The organism is Nocardia sp. CA-129566 (assembly GCF_050956075.1).
Lineage (GTDB): Bacteria > Actinomycetota > Actinomycetes > Mycobacteriales > Mycobacteriaceae > Nocardia.
This window is the reverse complement of the sequence record NZ_CP192085.1, coordinates 9,048,680-9,066,455: the sequence shown is the minus strand read 5'-3', so window position 1 is coordinate 9,066,455 and position 17,776 is coordinate 9,048,680. Positions and strand designations below refer to the sequence as shown.

General features: G+C 66.1%; 17 protein-coding genes. 7 read left to right on the top strand and 10 right to left on the bottom strand.

Features of this window, described 5'->3' with window-relative positions:
- Positions 1–143: 143 nt before the first annotated feature.
- Positions 144–935, top strand: a complete 792-nt coding sequence (locus ACQP0C_RS40350) for a polysaccharide deacetylase family protein (protein WP_433728949.1) — start codon at positions 144–146, stop codon at positions 933–935.
- A gap of 138 nt (positions 936–1,073) precedes the next feature.
- On the opposite strand, the gene leuS is transcribed toward ACQP0C_RS40350, so the two are convergent.
- On the bottom strand, positions 1,074–3,923 hold the full coding sequence (gene leuS, locus ACQP0C_RS40345) for a leucine--tRNA ligase (RefSeq protein ID WP_433728947.1): 2,850 nt from the start codon (positions 3,921–3,923) through the stop codon (positions 1,074–1,076).
- A 124-nt stretch (positions 3,924–4,047) separates the two neighbouring features.
- Here leuS and ACQP0C_RS40340 point away from each other — a divergent pair, with 124 nt between their 5' ends.
- Positions 4,048–4,455: an SdpI family protein gene (locus ACQP0C_RS40340; RefSeq protein ID WP_433728945.1), complete on the top strand. Its 408-nt coding sequence runs from the start codon at positions 4,048–4,050 to the stop codon at positions 4,453–4,455.
- A 653-nt stretch (positions 4,456–5,108) separates the two neighbouring features.
- On the opposite strand, the gene ACQP0C_RS40335 is transcribed toward ACQP0C_RS40340, so the two are convergent.
- From ACQP0C_RS40335 to ACQP0C_RS40315, 5 genes are all read right to left on the bottom strand, one after another.
- A complete protein-coding gene (locus ACQP0C_RS40335; RefSeq protein WP_433728943.1) occupies positions 5,109–5,495 on the bottom strand; it encodes a cupin domain-containing protein in 387 nt (128 codons plus the stop codon).
- Positions 5,496–5,565: 70 nt separating this feature from the next.
- Positions 5,566–6,600 carry an aminotransferase class I/II-fold pyridoxal phosphate-dependent enzyme gene (locus ACQP0C_RS40330; protein ID WP_433728941.1) on the bottom strand — a complete coding sequence of 345 codons (1,035 nt, stop codon included), beginning with the start codon at positions 6,598–6,600 and terminating at the stop codon, positions 5,566–5,568.
- Positions 6,597–7,658, bottom strand: a complete 1,062-nt coding sequence (locus ACQP0C_RS40325; RefSeq protein ID WP_433728939.1) for a 3-oxoacyl-ACP synthase III family protein — start codon at positions 7,656–7,658, stop codon at positions 6,597–6,599. Before ACQP0C_RS40325 ends, ACQP0C_RS40330 begins: the two co-directional genes overlap by 4 nt.
- A gap of 10 nt (positions 7,659–7,668) precedes the next feature.
- Positions 7,669–8,328, bottom strand: a complete 660-nt coding sequence (locus ACQP0C_RS40320; protein ID WP_433681495.1) for an SRPBCC family protein — start codon at positions 8,326–8,328, stop codon at positions 7,669–7,671.
- Complete coding sequence (locus ACQP0C_RS40315) at positions 8,325–10,004, bottom strand: thiamine pyrophosphate-binding protein (RefSeq protein WP_433728937.1); 1,680 nt, start codon at positions 10,002–10,004, stop codon at positions 8,325–8,327. The genes ACQP0C_RS40320 and ACQP0C_RS40315 overlap by 4 nt, the downstream gene beginning before the upstream one ends.
- Positions 10,005–10,185: 181 nt before the next feature.
- Between ACQP0C_RS40315 and ACQP0C_RS40310 the strand changes: the two genes are divergently transcribed.
- The 3 genes from ACQP0C_RS40310 to ACQP0C_RS40300 all read left to right on the top strand — a co-directional run bounded on the left by ACQP0C_RS40310 (position 10,186) and on the right by ACQP0C_RS40300 (position 12,572).
- Entirely contained in the window at positions 10,186–10,701 is a 516-nt protein-coding gene (locus tag ACQP0C_RS40310) for an EXLDI protein (protein ID WP_433728935.1), read from the top strand.
- A gap of 123 nt (positions 10,702–10,824) precedes the next feature.
- Positions 10,825–11,802 (top strand): ATP-binding cassette domain-containing protein, encoded by a 978-nt coding sequence (locus ACQP0C_RS40305; protein WP_433728933.1) that lies wholly within the window; start codon positions 10,825–10,827, stop codon positions 11,800–11,802.
- Entirely contained in the window at positions 11,799–12,572 is a 774-nt protein-coding gene (locus ACQP0C_RS40300) for an ABC transporter permease (protein WP_433728931.1), read from the top strand. The genes ACQP0C_RS40305 and ACQP0C_RS40300 overlap by 4 nt, the downstream gene beginning before the upstream one ends.
- A 62-nt stretch (positions 12,573–12,634) precedes the next feature.
- Here ACQP0C_RS40300 and ACQP0C_RS40295 read toward each other — a convergent pair whose 3' ends face one another.
- The 3 genes from ACQP0C_RS40295 to ACQP0C_RS40285 form a co-directional block, all read right to left on the bottom strand.
- Positions 12,635–13,345, bottom strand: a complete 711-nt coding sequence (locus tag ACQP0C_RS40295) for an anti-sigma factor family protein (RefSeq protein WP_433728929.1) — start codon at positions 13,343–13,345, stop codon at positions 12,635–12,637.
- A complete protein-coding gene (locus ACQP0C_RS40290) occupies positions 13,342–13,851 on the bottom strand; it encodes a sigma-70 family RNA polymerase sigma factor (RefSeq protein WP_354960887.1) in 510 nt (169 codons plus the stop codon). Before ACQP0C_RS40290 ends, ACQP0C_RS40295 begins: the two co-directional genes overlap by 4 nt.
- 185 nt (positions 13,852–14,036) lie before the next feature.
- Entirely contained in the window at positions 14,037–14,681 is a 645-nt protein-coding gene (locus ACQP0C_RS40285; RefSeq protein ID WP_433728927.1) for a YqgE/AlgH family protein, read from the bottom strand.
- A 71-nt stretch (positions 14,682–14,752) separates the two neighbouring features.
- Here ACQP0C_RS40285 and ACQP0C_RS40280 point away from each other — a divergent pair, with 71 nt between their 5' ends.
- Positions 14,753–15,514, top strand: a complete 762-nt coding sequence (locus tag ACQP0C_RS40280; RefSeq protein WP_433728925.1) for a lysophospholipid acyltransferase family protein — start codon at positions 14,753–14,755, stop codon at positions 15,512–15,514.
- 9 nt (positions 15,515–15,523) lie between these two features.
- Here the strand turns inward: ACQP0C_RS40280 and ACQP0C_RS40275 are convergent, their stop codons facing one another.
- Complete coding sequence (locus tag ACQP0C_RS40275) at positions 15,524–15,835, bottom strand: GNAT family N-acetyltransferase (protein WP_354960890.1); 312 nt, start codon at positions 15,833–15,835, stop codon at positions 15,524–15,526.
- Between the two features lie 165 nt (positions 15,836–16,000).
- Here ACQP0C_RS40275 and ACQP0C_RS40270 point away from each other — a divergent pair, with 165 nt between their 5' ends.
- A complete protein-coding gene (locus ACQP0C_RS40270) occupies positions 16,001–17,629 on the top strand; it encodes an alpha/beta hydrolase (protein WP_433728922.1) in 1,629 nt (542 codons plus the stop codon).
- Positions 17,630–17,776: the final 147 nt, after the last annotated feature.

Sequence of the window (17,776 nt, the reverse complement as noted above, 5' to 3'; positions counted from 1 at the left end):
GCAAAATGATGTCATTTTGTTGACTTGTTGTTGTGAGGTTCAGCTTGCGGACAGTTTCACTCGGTACAGTGCCGACTGTTACCTGCGCATTACGTCGACGGGGCGGCGGGATGCTGTTCGAGTGAAGTAAAAGGGTTTGGATCGTGGATAGACGTCGGCTGCTGACGCTGCTTGCTACGGGAACCGCGGCGGCATTGACCGGCTGCGTGACGGCGGAGGGGGAGCCGTTCAACAGTGGTTCGGCGGGCAGCGGACCCATTCTGCCCGCACCGGCACCGCTGCTGCCGCCGCCCCCGATCGGACCGAAGACGCCGATTCCGGCGCAGACGATCACCGCGCTGCCCGGCGCGGGCACCAGCATGGCCCTCACCGTCGATGACGGCGCGAGTCCGGAGGTCGTCGGCGCCTACATCAAGTTCGCCAGGGATACCGGCGCCCGATTCACCTTCTTCGTGACCGCGTACTACGACTCCTGGGCGATTCACCGAGATGCGTTGCGGCCCTTGGTCGATTCCGGTCAGATCCAGCTCGGCAACCACACCTGGGACCATGCCGATCTGACCAAACAGTCGGCATCGGGCATCTCCTCCCAGCTGGAGCGGGCGAAGTCCTACCTGTGGAACAACTTCGGCGTGGACGGCACGCCGTACTACCGCCCGCCCTTCGGCCGCCACAATGCCACGGTCGACAAGGTGGCGGCGGATCTCGGCTATACGGTGCCGACCATGTGGTACGGCTCGCTGTCGGACTCCGGTGTGATCACCGAGGAGTACCTGTTGGAGTGCGCGCGTAAGTATTTCAATCCGCAGACGATCATTATCGGCCACGCGAATGCGCCCGCGGTTACCCATGTCTACGGGCAGCTGGTGGACATCATCAAGGAACGCAATCTGTCCATGGTGACCCTCAACGACGTGCTGCTGCCGCCGCGCTGACCGTTCTCCGGAGCGTCGAAACCGGCGCTCGGGCAGGTCAGAGCCTGCCCCCAGCCGACACCGCGCTTCGAGACACCCTCGCCCAGAAACACTTTCGCCCGGGCATCCGAACGATGCCCGGCGAAGTGTCGATAAGGCTCAGGCGACGATATTGATCAACCGCCCAGGCACCACGATCAGCTTGCGCGGGGCGTTGCCACCGAGTGCGGCCGCGATCTTCTCATCGGCCAGCGCCGCCGCCTCGATGGTCGCGTTATCGGCGTCGGCGGGCACCTGAACTCGGCTGCGCACCTTGCCGTTCACCTGGATCGGGTACTCCACCGACTCCTCGACCAGCAGCGCCGGATCCGCCACCGGGAACGGACCGTGCGCGAGGGATTGTTCGTGTCCCAGCCGTTCCCACAGTTCCTCGGCGATATGCGGTGCCATCGGGGCCAGCATCAGCACCACCGGCTCCACCACCGAGCGCGGCGCACCCGTGGGATAGCTCTTGGTCAGATGGTTGGTCAGCTCGATCAGCTTGGCGCCCGCGGTGTTATCGCGCAGCGCCGCGTAATCGTCGTCCACCCCGGCGATCGTCTTGTGCAGCAGGCGCAATGTCTGCTCCGACGGCTTCTCGTCGGTGACCCGCGTCGCGCCGGACTCCTCGTCCACCACCAGCCGCCAGACCCGCTGCAGGAACCGGTGCGCGCCGACGACATCCTTGGTCGCCCACGGCCGCGAGGTGTCGAGCGGACCCATCGACATCTCGTAGAGGCGGAAGGTATCGGCGCCGTAGGTATCGCACATCTCGTCCGGCGAGATGGCGTTCTTCAACGACTTGCCGATCTTGCCGTACTCCTGGAACGCCTCGATCTCGATGCCGGTGGTCGGATCCGGGAAGTAGTGCTTACCGTCGCGCTCGATGATCTCGGCGGCGGGCAGATAGGCACCGCGCGCGTCCTTGTAGGCGTGCGCCTGGATGTAGCCCTGGTTGAACAGGCGTCGGTACGGCTCGTAACCGCTCACATCGCCCAGATCGAACAGCACCTTCTGCCAGAACCGCGCGTACAGCAGATGCAGCACCGCGTGTTCGACACCGCCGACGTACAGGTCGACACCACCGGGATCGTTCGAGCCGTGCTCCGCGCTGCGCGGGCCGAGCCAGTACTGCTCGTTTTCCTTGGCGCAGAACGCGTCCGGATTGGTCGGGTCGGCGTAGCGCAGCTGATACCAGGAGCTGCCCGCCCAGTTCGGCATGACATTGGTGTCGCGGCGGTACTGCTTGGGTCCGTCACCCAAATCCAGTTCGACGTGCACCCAGTCGGTCGCCTTGGCCAGCGGCGGCGACGGCTCGGAGTCGGCGTCCTCGGGATCGAAGGTCACCGGCGCGAAGTCGTCCAGCTCCGGAAGTTCGACCGGCAGCATGGATTCCGGCAGCGCGTGCGGTGCGCCGTCCTCGTCGTAGACGATCGGGAACGGCTCGCCCCAGTAGCGCTGGCGGGCGAACAGCCAGTCGCGCAGCTTGTACTGGACGGTGCCCATACCGTGGCCGTCGGCCTCCAGCCGGGCGATCACCGTCGCCTTGGCCTCCTCGACGGACCGGCCGTTGAGGTAATCGGAGTTCACCAGCGTGCCGTCGCCGGTGTAGGCCGCGGTCGTAATGTCGCCGCCGGAAATGACCTCCACGATCGGCAGACCGAATACCGTGGCGAATTCCCAGTCGCGCTGATCGTGTCCCGGCACCGCCATGATCGCGCCGGTGCCGTAGCCGGACAGCACATAGTCGGCGATGAAGACCGGCACCTGAGCGCCGTTGACCGGGTTGGTCGCGTAGGCCCCCAGGAAGACGCCGGACTTCTCCTTGTTCTCCTGACGTTCCAGATCCGATTTGGCCGCGATCGCCTTGCGGTATGCCGCAACGGCTTCCGCGGGATCGCCGGCATCCTCGAAGGTCCAGCGCGGATCGACGCCGGCGGGCCATTCCGCGGCGGTCAGCCGGTCGACCAGCTCGTGCTCGGGCGCCAGCACCACATAGGTGGAACCGAACAGGGTGTCGGGCCGGGTGGTGAAGACCTCGATGTGCTGACCGTCGGCGGTGAACTTGACCTGCGCGCCACGGGATCGGCCGATCCAGTTGCGCTGCATGGCCTTGACGTTCTCCGGCCAGTCCAGTCGGTCCAGATCGTCGACCAGCCGGTCGGAGTAGGCGGTGATGCGCATCATCCACTGCCACAGCCGCTTGCGGAACACTGGGAAGTTGCCGCGCTCGCTGCGGCCGTCGGCGGTGACCTCCTCATTGGACAGCACCGTGCCCAGGCCGGGGCACCAGTTGACCACCGAATCGGTCTGGTACACCAGGCGATACGAGTCGAGGACCGCCGCGCGCTGGTCGGCGGGCATATCGTTCCAGGTCCGACCGTTCGGGGTCGGGCGGGCGCCGGAGGCGAACTGCGCCTCCAGTTCGGCGATCGGGCGGGCGCGGTCCAGCTCCTCGTCGTACCAGGCGTTGTAGATGCGCAGGAAGATCCACTGCGTCCACTTGTAGTACTCCGGATCGGTGGTCGCGAACGAGCGCCGACGGTCATGGCCCAGACCCAGCCGGTCCAGCTGGCGTTGCATGGTGGCGATATTCGACTCGGTGGTCTCGCGCGGATGCGCGCCGGTCTGCACCGCGTACTGCTCGGCGGGCAGGCCGAACGCGTCGTAGCCGAGCGCGTGCAGCACATTGCGTCCGTGCATCCGGTGATAGCGGGCGAAGACATCGGTGGCGATGTAGCCGAGCGGATGGCCGACATGCAGGCCCGCGCCGGAGGGGTACGGGAACATGTCCTGGACGAACAGTTTGTCCGCCGGAGTGGCACCCTCGAGCGGGCCTACCGGGTTCGGCGCGTGGAAGGTTCCGCGCTCATCCCAGCTCCGCTGCCACCGGCGCTCGATGCGGCCGGCGAGGCCAGCGTTGTACCTGTGCTCCGGTACATCGCTTTCGGTTGCACGAGTGTCCGCCACGGTCCTGCCTTCTTGTTCTCGCCGATCCCGTCATAAATGTGTCTATCAGGGTAGAACGTCCGGGCTCGTGCACCGAAAATCGGGCCGGGCTCGACCCGTCGGCGCGGTGCGCTAGCCTTCTTGGGTGTTCGTCGTCGCTCTCACCCTGTTCGTGCTGGCCCTTGTGGCCATCGCAACCGGCGTGCTCGGACTGACCGGGCGTCTTCCCCGCAACCGCTTCGTCGGAGTGCACACCGAAGCGGCACTGCACGACGATGACACCTTCCGCATCGCCAACCGCGTCGCCGCCCCCACCTCCGTGGCCGCGGGCGCACTGCTGTTCGCGGGCGGACTCGTCGCCCTCGCCGCAGGCGGCTTCCCCGCGATAGTCGTCGCGGCGCTCACCGCCGCCATCGCCCTGTTCACCCTGGGCGCCGGCGCCAATGCCGCCGCCCGCACGGTCGAAGCCCTCGTCCCGGCCCAGGAGATCGGCGGCTGCGGCTCATCCTGCGGCGCCTGCTCCCTACGCGACTCCTGCGCACCAACCAACTGAGGTTGCTCCCGAGTTCGGCCCGATGCGGATCAACAGGATCCGAGCAAACTCGACACCCCTCCACACCAGGACGCGCTTCCTGAACCGCCGATCACCCCGCACTCACGCAGGCAACCGCCGGGACCCCCTACATGACCGCATTCTCGAGTGGCTCTCGAGCACTGCGCGAGTGCCCAGGCCCTCCACGTCCGAGGCGGTTCTGGACTGGTGATCACCATGCGCTGATGCAGGGAAATGTCGGGAATTCCCTGTATGAGTGCATTCTCGAGTAGGTGCTGGGCAGGGGGCGAGTGCCTGGGCATGCTGACAGTGAGCGAGTCCTCAGCGCCTGAGGTGTGGTTCTGGACCGGTGATCACCATGCGCTCACGCAAGGAAACTCCGGGAATTCCCTGCATGAGCGCATTCTCGAGTAGGTGCAGTGGGGTGGCGCGAGTGCTTGGGTGTGCTGACAGTGCCCGCATGCCCGAGGCGTGGTTCTGGACTGGTGATCACCATGCGCTGACGCAGGGAAATGTCGGGAATTCCTGCATGAGTGCATTCTCGAGTCGGGGCGGTGGGTGCGGGGTGAGTGCTGACGGTGCTCGCGTAGCTGAGGGGTTCACCATGTGCTCAGTGAGTGGCGGGAGCGGGGCTGGGGGAGCGGATTTTCGAGTTATTTGTCGGCGCAGTTGGGTGGGGGTATGTGGTGGGAGAGGGGGCTGTTGGTTGGGGTCAGGTAGAGGACGAAGAGGGTTACGGGGGTTGGGCCGAGGTTGCGGGCTACGTGGGGGTGGGTGGGGCCGCTGGGTTCGCGGAAGATTCGGCCTCGGCGGTAGGTGACGGGGACGCAGTCGGGGCCGGGGTGGTCGAGGGTGCCGCGGGTGACGAGGACCAGGAGGGTGCCGTCGTGGTAGTGCCAGCCGCTGGTGCCGCCGGGTTCGATGACGGTCTGGCGGGCGATTACGGTGCGGCGGCCCAGGGGGAAGCGGAACAGCAGTCGGCTTGCGGTCCGGTATGCCGGTGCCGCGTTCGGTCGAAGTTTCCGATCCCGTCGGCTCACCAGTCCATGGAACCACCGAGATCAGGTGGAAGCCGACGGGCCCCGACGGTTTCCACCTGATCTCGATCCGCTAGCGCAAGGAGCCCAGTGCCTCGAGGACTGCGTTGTCCGCTGCTGGATCCCCGACGGCGATGCGGGCGCTACCGTCGGGGTACGCCTTGGCCGCGATGCCCGCCCGGCGTAGCGCCGTTGCCACACCGGGCCCGGGCAGGTACAGGAAATTGGCGTAGCTGGGCGGGACCTCGATATGCATGCGCCGCAGTGCGCTGCGCAGGGCCTCGCGCTGGGTGGTGATGCGCAGGATGCGCGCGGCGAGTTCGGGTTCGGCGGCGTAGGACGCGGCAACCGCGGCCACCGCCGCCGAACTCACCCCGAACGGCAGTTGCAGCCTGCGCACCCGCCCGATCAATTCGGGTCCGCCGAAGGTGTAGCCGATGCGCAGTCCGGCCAGCCCGTACGCCTTCGAAAAGGTGCGCAGCACCAGCAGATTCGGATGTCGATCCAGCAGTGCCACGGTATCGACCCGATCGGTGACATCGAGGAATTCGGCATACGCCTCATCGAGGATGACCGGCACCTGGCGCGGCACCGAGCACAGGAACGCCTTCAACTCACTGGCCGGGATCACCGTGCCGGTCGGATTGTGCGGCCGGCAGACCACCACCAGACCGGTCCGCTTGTCTATGGCCCTTGCCATCGCCCAGAGATCCTGATTGCCGGCGGCATCCAGGGGCACCGGGACGACCTCTAGATCGGCCATCTCCGCCATGATCGGATAACCGTCGAAGGTCGGTGCCCCGTAGACCATTCCGGCCCCGCGCGTGGTCAATGCCTGAATGATCTGCATGGCCACCCCGGTCGCGCCGGACCCGACGACCACCTGATCCGAATGCACGCCGACATGCCCAGCGATCAGCTTGGGCAGCCGCCGCGGCAGGAATTCCGGATAGCGGTTGGCGTGGGCCAGTACACCGTTGACCGCGTGCAGCACCGAAGGCAGCGGCGGAAAAGGGTTTTCGCTCAGGCTCAGATCGAACCGCAGTTGCAGCCGCTGACTCCGGTGTTGCTGCGAGGGTCGCGACTCGTCGGCCAGTCGCACACTCATCCGGCCGCACCCCAGCGCACCGCCGCGGCCCCGGCGAAGTCACCGGCGTGTGCGAAGGCCGACAGCAGCACGACCGATCCATTGCGCAGTCGACCCGCCCGGTTCTCGGTATCGAGCGTGACGGGAATGCCCGCGGCGAAAAGGTTTCCGCATTGGTCGAAGGTGTCGGGATGGCGCTCCGGTGGCAGCTCCAGCGCATCGTGCCAGTTGCGCAGGAACAGCCGGTTCGGCTGATTGGTGACGAAGGTGTCGATATCGCGGCCCTTGACGCCGATCCGCTCGCAGACCGCCAAGGCCACCTCGGGCACCAGGCGATTGCCGCGCGCGAACACCTTGGTGATCTTGGATTCGGTAAAGCTGACGCAGCCCTGCCCCTCGCCCGGTTGCCAGTACTTGCGCTCACCGTTGGTCGAGAACTCCATATCCCCGGCGAATTCGGGATAGGTGCGGCATTCGATATCGAGAATCGGCGCGGAATCGTCCTTCACCAGCAGCCCGACACCGCATGCGTCGCCGGGCACCGGCGCCTGGGCGAGTTTGCGGATCTCGGTCTGGGTGAAGACCGGGCCGGCGCAGTTCTGCGATGCCGCGATGAGCGCGGTGCGCGCGTCGGTGGTCTGCAGGATCATCCTGGCCATCGCCATCATGTGCACGAACGCCGCGCAGCCGCCATTGTGCACGTCGTAGACGAAACGGGGCCGCATACCGAGTCGGCGGGCCACCTCGGGACCGCAGCCCATGACCGGATTGTCCGGCAGTTGGGTGTGGGTGATCAGCACATCGATATCGGCGATCGCCTGTGCGCCATGGCGTTCGATCAGTGGCGCGACGGCGCGCTCGACCATATCCACCGCGGTCTCGTCCTCGGCCACGTGGTGGCGCGCCTTGGGCGAGCGGAACATGACGTTCTTGGCCATCCGATCGGATCGGCTGTACTGCGTGAAGTATTCGGTGCCGACCGGTGCGCCCGGCAGATAGCTCGCCACATCGACCAGGCTGACCGTCGGCAGTCCAGTGGCATCGGGGTCGGTCGCGGGTCCGTCGTAGTTCGAGATCATGGGTGTGGCCTCACTTCATCCAGTCGGGCTTGATCGGAAGGCCGTGTGCGGCACGGTATTCACAGATCGCCTTGAGGTTGTCCATCTCGAGCTGGTGCCCGGCGGAGAACATGTCCCAGAAGTCGCCCACCCACACCGGCCGCTTTTCGGGAGCCGTTTCGGGATAGGGGTTTTCCTCGTAGAACGGGTGACGGCAGTTGACCCACAACACCACCGAACCGGGCTTGTTGAACACCACCTGGGCGTCGATCACCCGCAGCAGGTAGATCATCCACAGGTGCTGGCTCTGGTCCCAGGCACAGTGGTAGTCGACGGTCATGGCCTCGCGGTGCGCGACGGTGCGGGTGAAGATCTTGGTCTCCGGGCCGAGCCGGTCCCAGGCCAGCCACAGCCCCGGTTCCTCGGTTTCGACGAATCCGCGCAGGCTGTAGGTCCATTCTTCCAGGCATCGGGTATCGGCGAGGTACTCGAACACATCCTGCGGCGGTGCGGCGATATACGCCTGCACCGGACAGTATTCGCCGAAGATCTGGTCGTGCGGATACACCGACCGCAACATGTCCATGATGATCGGGGTGGTTGCGTCCTTATCGGAGTTCTCGATCCGCAGTACTCCGGGGATGACGGCGTCGGGAATATCGCTGAGGGCGGGCAGGGCGCTGATCGTCACTGCATCTTCTCCAATGTCGCGAGGAACGGGATGAACGGTGGAACTTCGTCGGGGTCGACGTCTATCGAAATGAACGACGGCCCTCCGGTTTCGACACATCGCCCCAGTGCGATGGCCAGGTCTTCAGTGGTACGTACGGAGTACGCGGGAAGTTCAGGGAACATCGCGTCGATGCCCGCGCCCAGGTGCGCGGGCCGAAATCGGTTGAAGCTGTACCGATCCTGGTAATAGAGCTGTTCGCGGGTGACGCACATGGCGTGCGCGTTGTTGTTGAGCACGATGAACGTGACCGGAAGATCGTGTTCGATCGCGGTGTGCAACTCCATGCCGTGCATGTAGAACGAGCCGTCACCGGCCACGACAACGGTGCGCCTGGTGCCAGAGGGCCCGCGATGGCGCGCGAATGCCGAACCTATTGCGGCGCCGAAAGCGTAGCCCATTCCGCCCATACCGAGCGCGACCACGAAACGGCCGCCGCGCGGCACCCGCAGGTGGTGCACCACCGCAGCGCCGGTATTGCCCGCATCGGCGAATACGTCTGTGCCCTCGGGCAATAGCGCTTCGATGGTCTCGACCAACTCGCGATAGCGCACACCGGGACCGGTCGCCTCGGGCACGCTCAGCGGTGTCAGCGCGGTATGCGGGCGGTCGTGGCGCGAGATCTTCATCTCGCGGCTGAATTCCTCGGCGAGCGTGGCCAGATCGAGCGCGAGATCGGTGCTGGTGGCGTGGATCGCGCTCACGTACGGCGGGGTGACGCCGATATGCGCGACGGTGCCCTCGGCCAGCAACTCGTCCAACCCGGTGCGCGCGGTGACCGGCATCGGGGTGCCGATGATCAGGCACAGGGCCGCGGAGCGCAGCGCCGCCGAAAGCTCGGCATGCCCCATGCTCCCGGCGACACCGCAGTACGCGGGGTCGGCATTGTCATAGGTGTCCTTCGCATCCGGCGCGACACCGACCGCGGCATCCAATGCCCGTGCCAGCCAGGCGAGTTCGGCACGTGCGTCGTCGCGCGCCACCTGGTCGCCCGCGATGATCACGATCTTGCCGAGCTTGCGGGCCGCGATCAGCGCCGCGCGCACCCGGGCCAGGCCGCTTTCATCGCGCCGGTACTGCGGCGGTGTCAACCGGAGCGGCGGGACATCGCCGATATCGCTCTGCTGCACATCCTTGGGCAGCAGCAGTACGGCGGGCCCGCCGCGCCGGGCGCCGTCGACCGCCCTGGCCACCATGTCGGGAAGGTCGGCGGCGGTCTCCACGCGGGCGCAGAACTGGGTGATCGCGTCGAACATCCGGACCGCGTCGATGGTGCCGGCGAGTCCGCTGGAGTCCTGGAACGCGCCGCGCCCTTCCACTGCGGTCGGCGGCTGCCCGACCAGCGCCAGCACCGGCACCCGCGATGCGTACGATTCGGCCAGTCCGGCAACGAGATTCATCGCACCGCCGCCGGAGGTGGCGGCGACGACGCCGAGCCCGCCGGTCGAGCGGGCATAGCCGTCGGCCATGGTCGCGGCCGAAAACTCGTGCTTGGCAACGATTCCGGTGACATCGTAGGGCGCGTCGAACAGCGCGTCGTATAGATCCTCGATATTCGCGCCGTCGACTCCGAAGATATGTCGCACGCCTAGGGTCGAAACCGCTCGAACCAGATAATCAACGACCCTGCTCGGCATCGGCACTCCTCTCGTAGCGACCCCGCGGGTGCACTGGGCACATGCGTGATCGCACATCGCGTACACGTGAACTACGAGCTGGACTGCGGAGCGGTTCAATGGCTCGCGCAAGATGTAGCTCGGAAAAACGCCCATGTGGGCGGCGCTTGCGTGTACGTATACATCTACGTATAGTGATGGCATGCCCAACAAGACGATCTATGTCGCCGATGATGATTTACCCCTGTTCCAGCGCGCGCAGGAGTTGGTCGGCGGCAATCTCTCGGGAGCGGTGACCACCGCGCTGCGGCGGTTCATCGAACTGGAGGAGGGCAGGCTCGAGGGCTACGACGAGGTAGTGCTGCGGGTCGGCCACAACGGCGTGCGTCAGGTCCGCTTCTCCGGCGCCCTGCTCGGCGAACACCGTGACGTGAACGAGGAGCGCATCGAACACGTCCGGGTATATCGCAGTCGGAAGGGCAAATTCGTCATGCACGCCCAGTATTCGAACTGGGACGAATACCCGCAGAACTCCAACTGGATCAAGGATCTGACGAACTGGCGTCGCATGCTCGGTGTCGGCGATCAGGACTGGGGCGACTTCATCTTCGAGGTCGTCGATTCGCTGGGCGAATTGAAGGGGAAGATTCCGGACAAGCTCTATGAGCGGGTGGCCCAGATCGCCGACCGCCCGCCGGTCGAGGAACTCGACATCTAGCCGAATCATTCGGCCGGACAACCGAATACCACCACGAATCGCCGCACCGGATGCCGGGAGCGGTGCGGGTAATCCATGCTGTCATTCGCATTATTTTATGAAACTTTCCACGAAAGGAAGACCATGACCAACGGTCATCGCGCCTCCGCCATATCGGCGCTGGGTCTGCGTAAATCGTTCGGTGAGCAGGTGGTGCTCGATGGCATCGACATCACCGTCCCGGCGGGCACGATCTACTCGCTGCTCGGTCCGAACGGTGCGGGCAAGACCACCACCGTGCAGATCCTCACCACGCTGCTGCGCCCCGATGCGGGCGAGATCCGGGTCGACGGCCATGATCTGGGCGCCGAACCCGATGCCGTGCGCAGTGCGATCGGTGTCACCGGCCAGTTCTCCGCGGTGGACGAATTACTGACCGGTCGCGAAAACCTGGTTCTCATGGGCGATCTGCACCATCTGCCGCGCCGGGAGAGCAAACGCCTCGCCGCCGAACTGCTCGAGCGCTTCGATCTGGTGGAGGCGGCCGATAAGACCGCGGCCACCTATTCCGGCGGTATGGTCCGACGGCTGGATCTGGCCATGACGCTGGTCGGCGATCCGCGCATCATCTTCCTCGACGAGCCGACCACCGGTCTGGATCCGCGCAGTAGGCGGTCCATTTGGGAGATGATCCGCACACTCGTCGACGACTACAGCGTGACCGTCTTCCTCACCACCCAGTACCTCGAGGAGGCCGATCAGCTGGCCGACCGGATCGCCGTACTCGATCACGGCCGGATCGTCGCCGAGGGGACGGCCGCCGAATTGAAGCGGCGGGTGCCCGGCGGACATATCCGACTCGAGTTCGCCGATCGGATCGGACTCAGTGCCGCGGCAACGGCATTGGGGCCGCAGGCGCGCGTTGTCGATGACGCGGGCGAGGCGGAGTTCACCCTCGCGGTCCCGAGCGATGGCGGCGTCAAATCGCTGCGTGCGGTACTCGACCGGCTCGACTACGAGCAGATCGAGGTCGCCGGACTTTCGGTGCACACCCCCACCCTCGACGACGTTTTCCTCACCCTCACCGGACTTCCCACCGCGGAAAAGGAGACCGTGCGATGAGCGCTACGGCCTACGCCCTCGCCGACTCGAAGACGATGTTGCGGCGCAATCTGCTGCATGCGAAGCGGTACCCGAGCATGACCATCAGCATCATCATCATGCCGATCCTGCTGCTGCTCATCTTCAACTTCGTTTTCGGTGGCGCACTGGAGAAGTCGTCCGGCGGTAACTACATCGACTACCTGGCCCCGGGCATGCTGTTATTGATCCCGGCCTATATGACCGCGGGTGTGGCTGTCTCGGTCTGCACCGATACCACCAAGGGCATTGTGAATCGCTTTCGCACAATGGCGATTTCGCAGCCGTCGTTCCTCGCCGGACATGTGGTGGGCGCACTGATCCAGGCCCTGCTCGGCATCGCCGCGATGGTCGGTGTCGCACTGCTCGTCGGCTTCCGGCCGTCGGCGAATGTGATCGAGTGGATCGCCGCATTCGGACTGCTCGCCATGCTCGTACTCGCGCTCACCTGGCTCGCGGTCGGTATGGGTCTGGTCGCGTCGACTCCGGAGAGCGCGAGCAATATGCCCTTCCCGCTGATCATGCTGCCATTCCTCGGCAGCGGCCTGGTCGGTACCGACACCATGCCGGTCGGCCTGCGTCAGTTCGCCGAGTACCAGCCGTTCACCCCGATCACCGAAACCATCCGCGGCCTGCTCATGGGTACCGAGATCGGCAATAGCGGCATCATCTCCATCGCCTGGTGCATCGGCCTGGGGCTGGTCGGATACTTCTGGTCGACCTCGGTCTTCGGCAAGCAGGGGCAGCGCTGAACCTCATTGCGCCCAATCGCATTCGATCCCCTCGCCGAGTTCGGCGGGGGGATCGAATCGTGTCAGACCGTGCCGGAGAGCAGCACATCGCCCGTCGACGCCAACCGGATCTGCACCTCCCGGATCTGGTCCGGTGCCTTATCGATGGTCCGGTCGATCGTCAGCTCGGTCCCCGGCCCGGCGGGCCATTCATCGAGTTTGCTCTGACTGCCATCGGTGCCGATGACGTACAGGTTGAGATTCCAGCTGTAGCGCTGTTCGCTCGGTCCATAGCTGCACGTCATCACGATCCGCGTCTTGCTATCGGCGCGAACGACTTTGAAGCTGGCCGTCACCGGATTCGGCTTGACCGGTTGCATACTGCGTTCGGCCACAACCTGTTCGGTGCTCGATGGTGTTTGCGTCGAGGTCATCGAGGTGACCACCGGAATCGCGATGGCCACCGCCGCGGCGGCCGCCGCGATCGCGGCGCCGACGGTAACCCACCGGCTGCGCCGCCTGCGCCTTTCGGCCACCGCGGCGAGCCGGGGCAGCAGTTGTGCGGGCGGCTCGGCTTCGGCGGCTGGTGCTTCCAGCGGCTCGATCATCGCGAGCGCGGTCTCGGGTTCGACCAGGGCGAGCAGACCGGGGAGTCCGGCGAGATCGGCCACCGCGGCCTGACAGACCGGGCAGCCGGCCAGATGCTCCTCGTACTCCTGCCGCTCGAGTCGGGTCAGGGAGCCGAGTACATAGGGTGCGTCCCACGTCGAGTAGTCGTCGGCGATATCCGTCATCGGTTCGTCACCCCCATCTCCTGTAGTGCCAGCCGTAGCGCCCGCATGCCGTAGTGCAACCGGGATTTCACCGTGCCCGCCGGGATATCGAGTTCCTCGGCGATCTGGTGTGTGGAAAGACCTCGATAGTAGGCACGCACGATCACCTCGCGGTGATCGGCGCTGAGCCGTCCCAATGCGTCCGCGACCAGCCAGCCGTCCAGGGCCCGATCGGCCTGATCCGGCGCGGCCCGCTCCGGCGGATTGTCGGTGCGGAACTCGCGTCGGCTGCGCGCGCTGCGATGCTCATCCACGGCGAGATTGCGCGCGACGGTGAACAACCACGCCCGCGCCGATGTCGTGGATTGATCGAGCACATTCGGGCGCTGCCAGGCCCGCAACAACGTCTCCTGCACGATGTCCTCGGCCCGACCCGGGTCGCGAACCAAACCGAGCGTGTAGCGCCACAGCGCCGCGGCATGTTCCTGGTAGAGCGCCCGCATGAGCTCGGCCTGTTCTTCGGGCATTTGTCACCTGCTCCTCCGCTGCCTCGCGCCTTGTGCCGGTTGTGGGGTGTTCGGTCGGCTTCGTAGTCCGCCGGCGGCTGTTGGGGTGATCGGCTGCTGGACGTCCTCGACGAGTTATCCATGTGCTCGCCGGATCAGCTGTCGTGTCGCATGTCGGTATTTCCTCCTCCATGCAGATCACGTAGCTAGTTGCGTTCTAGTTCAATCGGGTGTGTCGCGAGCAACGACAGGGGAAGTGGTTGGCGGCGCAGGACATGGGCCCACAGGTCCGGGCGGCCGGTGCTGATCGGATCCGAGGGCAGCGCGGAGAGCACGATCCAATCGTTGTTCTGCAGTTCGCCTTCGAGCTGGCCGAAGGTCCAGCCCGCGTAGCCGGCGAATATGCGCAGCCCCTCGATCAGTGGGTTGATCTGTTCCGGATCCGCGTCGAGGTCGACCAGCACCACGCGGCCATCGATGCGGCGCAGTCCGGAGACACCGGCGATCGAGGCGCCGACCCGTACGGTGCCCAGGCATAGGGCCGCGTCCCGTTTGACCGGGCCGCCGATGAACAGCGTGCGCGGCGCGGCCGCCGCCTCGGCCCAGCGTGGCAGTACGTCGTGCACCGCGGTATCGCTCGGGCGGTTGAGCACCACACCGAGACTGCCCGCCTCGTTGTGCTCGATGATGTAGACGACGGTGCGCCGAAATGTCGGCTCGACCAGGTCGGTCGCCGACACCAGCAGGGTGCCGGCGCGCACCACCTGCTCGCCGTGCCGGGAATCGCGTCGCCTGCGGTCACCGTGTCCGCCGCGAGTCTTCCGATCGTCCGGGTCATCTCCGCGTGCCACCCCGACATCATCGCACCGTCGGGGGCCGTTCGTCGGTCAAGCGGCGTGGCGGATTCCGTTACTGTGTGGCCATGGAACGGCCCGAGGTTCTCCTCGACAATGCGGACACTGTCTATAACTTCTATCGCGAGCACCAGCAGAACCGGCTGACGGCGTGGGGTGCCTATGCCATTCTCGGGCGTCGATACCATCCGCGCGTCACGTACGCCGAGGGCGCGCGCAAGCTGCTGCACGAGGTGATCGGCCAGCGCAGGCCGCTGCTCGTCGCGATCAACCACCTCTCCGAATCCGATCCCTACACCGTCGCCGCCGCGGCCTGGCGCAGCGAATTGCGTCGGGTGATCGGGCGCGTTCGGGTACTGGCCAAGGACGAGCTGTTCCTCGATGACGAGCAGCGCCGCAAGATCGACATGATGGGCGGCATCCCGGTATTCCGCGGTAAGGACCACGGTCTGCGGGCGGTGAACGCGGCCGGTCAGCGGATGATGGATGTCTGTGCCGAACGCATGGCCGATGGCGATGGGATCGCGGTCTTTCCGGAGGGCACCTGCAATGAGATCGATCACACCGAGGTGCAGGCGGTGGGCAGCGGGATCGGTCATATCGCGTTCCGTGCGATGAAGTTGGGGGCGCGGCCCGTGCTGCTCAGCATGGGGTTGAGTTACGGACCCCGAGCGGATCCGGCGGTGCCGGTCACCAAGAACGAGGCCAAGGGGGCCAGCTTCTACTTCGGGGTTCCGATCACCGAGTTGCCCGCCAAGCCCGCGGAGATCGCCCGGCTGGTGCGCACCGATCTGCAGCAGGCGCTCGACGGGGCCGTTGCCGCGTACTGAACCTCCTGCCTACTGGGGCAGGCCGAGCTTCTCGCGCGCCCACTGCGGGACCAGCGCGATGTACTCCGGTCGCGACTCGATGAAGTGGTAGACCATCGGGCACATCGGCAGAATGCCGAAACCCTCCCGCCGCGAGGCGTTCAGTGCTGCCTGCACCAGCACCCGGCCATAGCCCTGGCCTTCGTGCTGCGGATAGATCTCGGTGTGGACGAAGGCACGTTCGGAGGCCGTGTCCTGGTATTCGGTGTATCCGGCGATCGCACCGTCGACGTAGATCTCGAAGCGTTCCAGCATGGCGTTGTTACGGACCTCAGTCGACATGGCTCGACGCTACTCGGTATGGGTGGGCGACGGTGTACCGCAACACTAATCGGCTCCGATCGGTTGCTCGACTTGTCTACCGGTGCCGGGCTGGCAAGAATGCTCTTGGTCGCGCCGAACGCCTCCACCGGGAGTGAGGGGGCAGGCCGGGCGGAGGTACGAGACATGATGAGGGCGCTGGGCAGTTTGCGGGTGCTGGGCAGTTCGCGGGTGCTGGGTATTTCCCGGGTATTGGTCGCGGTGGCAGCCACCAGCCTGATCAGCGGATCGATCATGACGGCCGAGGCCGCGGCCACACCCGGTGCCGCCTTCGGCGCCTGCCCGGACTCCTCGGTGACCGAGGGACACGGCGTGCAATGCGCGGTGATCTCCGTCCCGATGAACTACGCCGAACCCGACGGCGCGCGTATCGAGCTCACCGTCAGCCGGATCGCCGCCACCGCGCAGCGCCGCGGCGTCATCGTCGCCAATCCGGGCGGACCCGGCGCGGACGCGCTGGATTACTGGGCGCGCCGTATCGACTCGCTGCCCGCCGAACTCAACGAGCACTACGACCGGGTCGCGGTGCAGCCGCGCGGGCTGCGCTGGGCCACGCCCTTGCGCTGTGATACTCCCGCCGAGACCTCGAAACCGGCTGACGGCGAACAGGTTTCGCTCGGCGGCGGCAACCGCGATGAGATCAAGAAGGCCTGCGACGCCGCACTGCCCGGCTACCTCGACACCATCACCACCGAGAGCACCGCCCGCGATCTGGACCAAGTGCGCGCCGCGCTCGGCGTCGACCGGATCAGCTATCTCGGCACCTCCTATGGCACCTATCTCGGCGCGGTGTACGCCTCGCTGTTCCCGAACCGGGTGGATCGCATGGTGCTGGACTCCAATGTCAATCCCGACTGGGTGTGGACCGAGGAGTTCGCCCAGCAGCAGGTCGCTGGCAAGCAGCGGCTCGATGATCTGTTCGCCTGGATCGCCGAGCACAGCGGCGACTACCGGCTCGGGGATACGGCGTTGCAGGTCTACCAGAATTGGGTGCGGCTGGTCGCGGACCAGGGCGGCGGCTGGTACGCCAATCTGACCCCGCCACCGGCCAGCGTCGCCGATCTGCCCGGCACGCTGCCCGAACCGCTCGCCGAGATCGCCCGCGACGGCTTCAACGACAGCGTCGAGCAGGCGGGCAAGGTGCAGAATCTGGTGCGCCTCATGCTCACCGGCGGTGCGTCCGCGCAGGTGCCGCTGGTCGGTGCGACCGCGGTCGCCACCTACACCCGCACGTTCTGGCCGACCTTCGCCAGGGCGATGGCCGATGCCAATATCGACCCGAAGAACGTCCGCCAGCTGCTCGCCATCGAGGGCGCGACCAGCACCGATCCCACCGGTCGCTTCGTCTTCTCCGCCATCACCTGCAATGAGAACGCCGTGCGCGGCAGGCTCGAGCTGATCGGCTCGGCCTTCGCCACCATCGCATCGGGCGGCAATGCCATGGACGCCCGCGCCGATCTGGTCCGCTCCGGAACCGCCTGCGGCAACTGGAAACCGGTGACCGAACCGGTGCCGATCAATGGCAAGGACCTGCGCACCCGCCCGCTGCTGCTGCAGAGCCGCCGCGACGCGCTGACCACCTACGCGGGCGGCCCGGCCATGGCCCGCGCCATCGGCGGCTCGCTGATCACCGTCGAGGGCGGTGACCACGGCGCCTTCGGCCGCGGCAACACCGTCGTCGACGAGGCCGTGATGACCTACCTGCGCACCGGCCAGGTCACCATCGACCACGCGGATCAAGCGCCGCTGCGGTAGGCGGGTAGAGATCACCCGTCGGCGGGAGCCATGGAGCAGTGGCGGACTGGGTCAGGTAGTCGTCGTCGGTGGCAGCGGGTATTTCGGCCGGTGCGCTGGGGTTTCGATGTGGCGAGACCGGTGGCATCGACCACTCGCAGCTGGGCC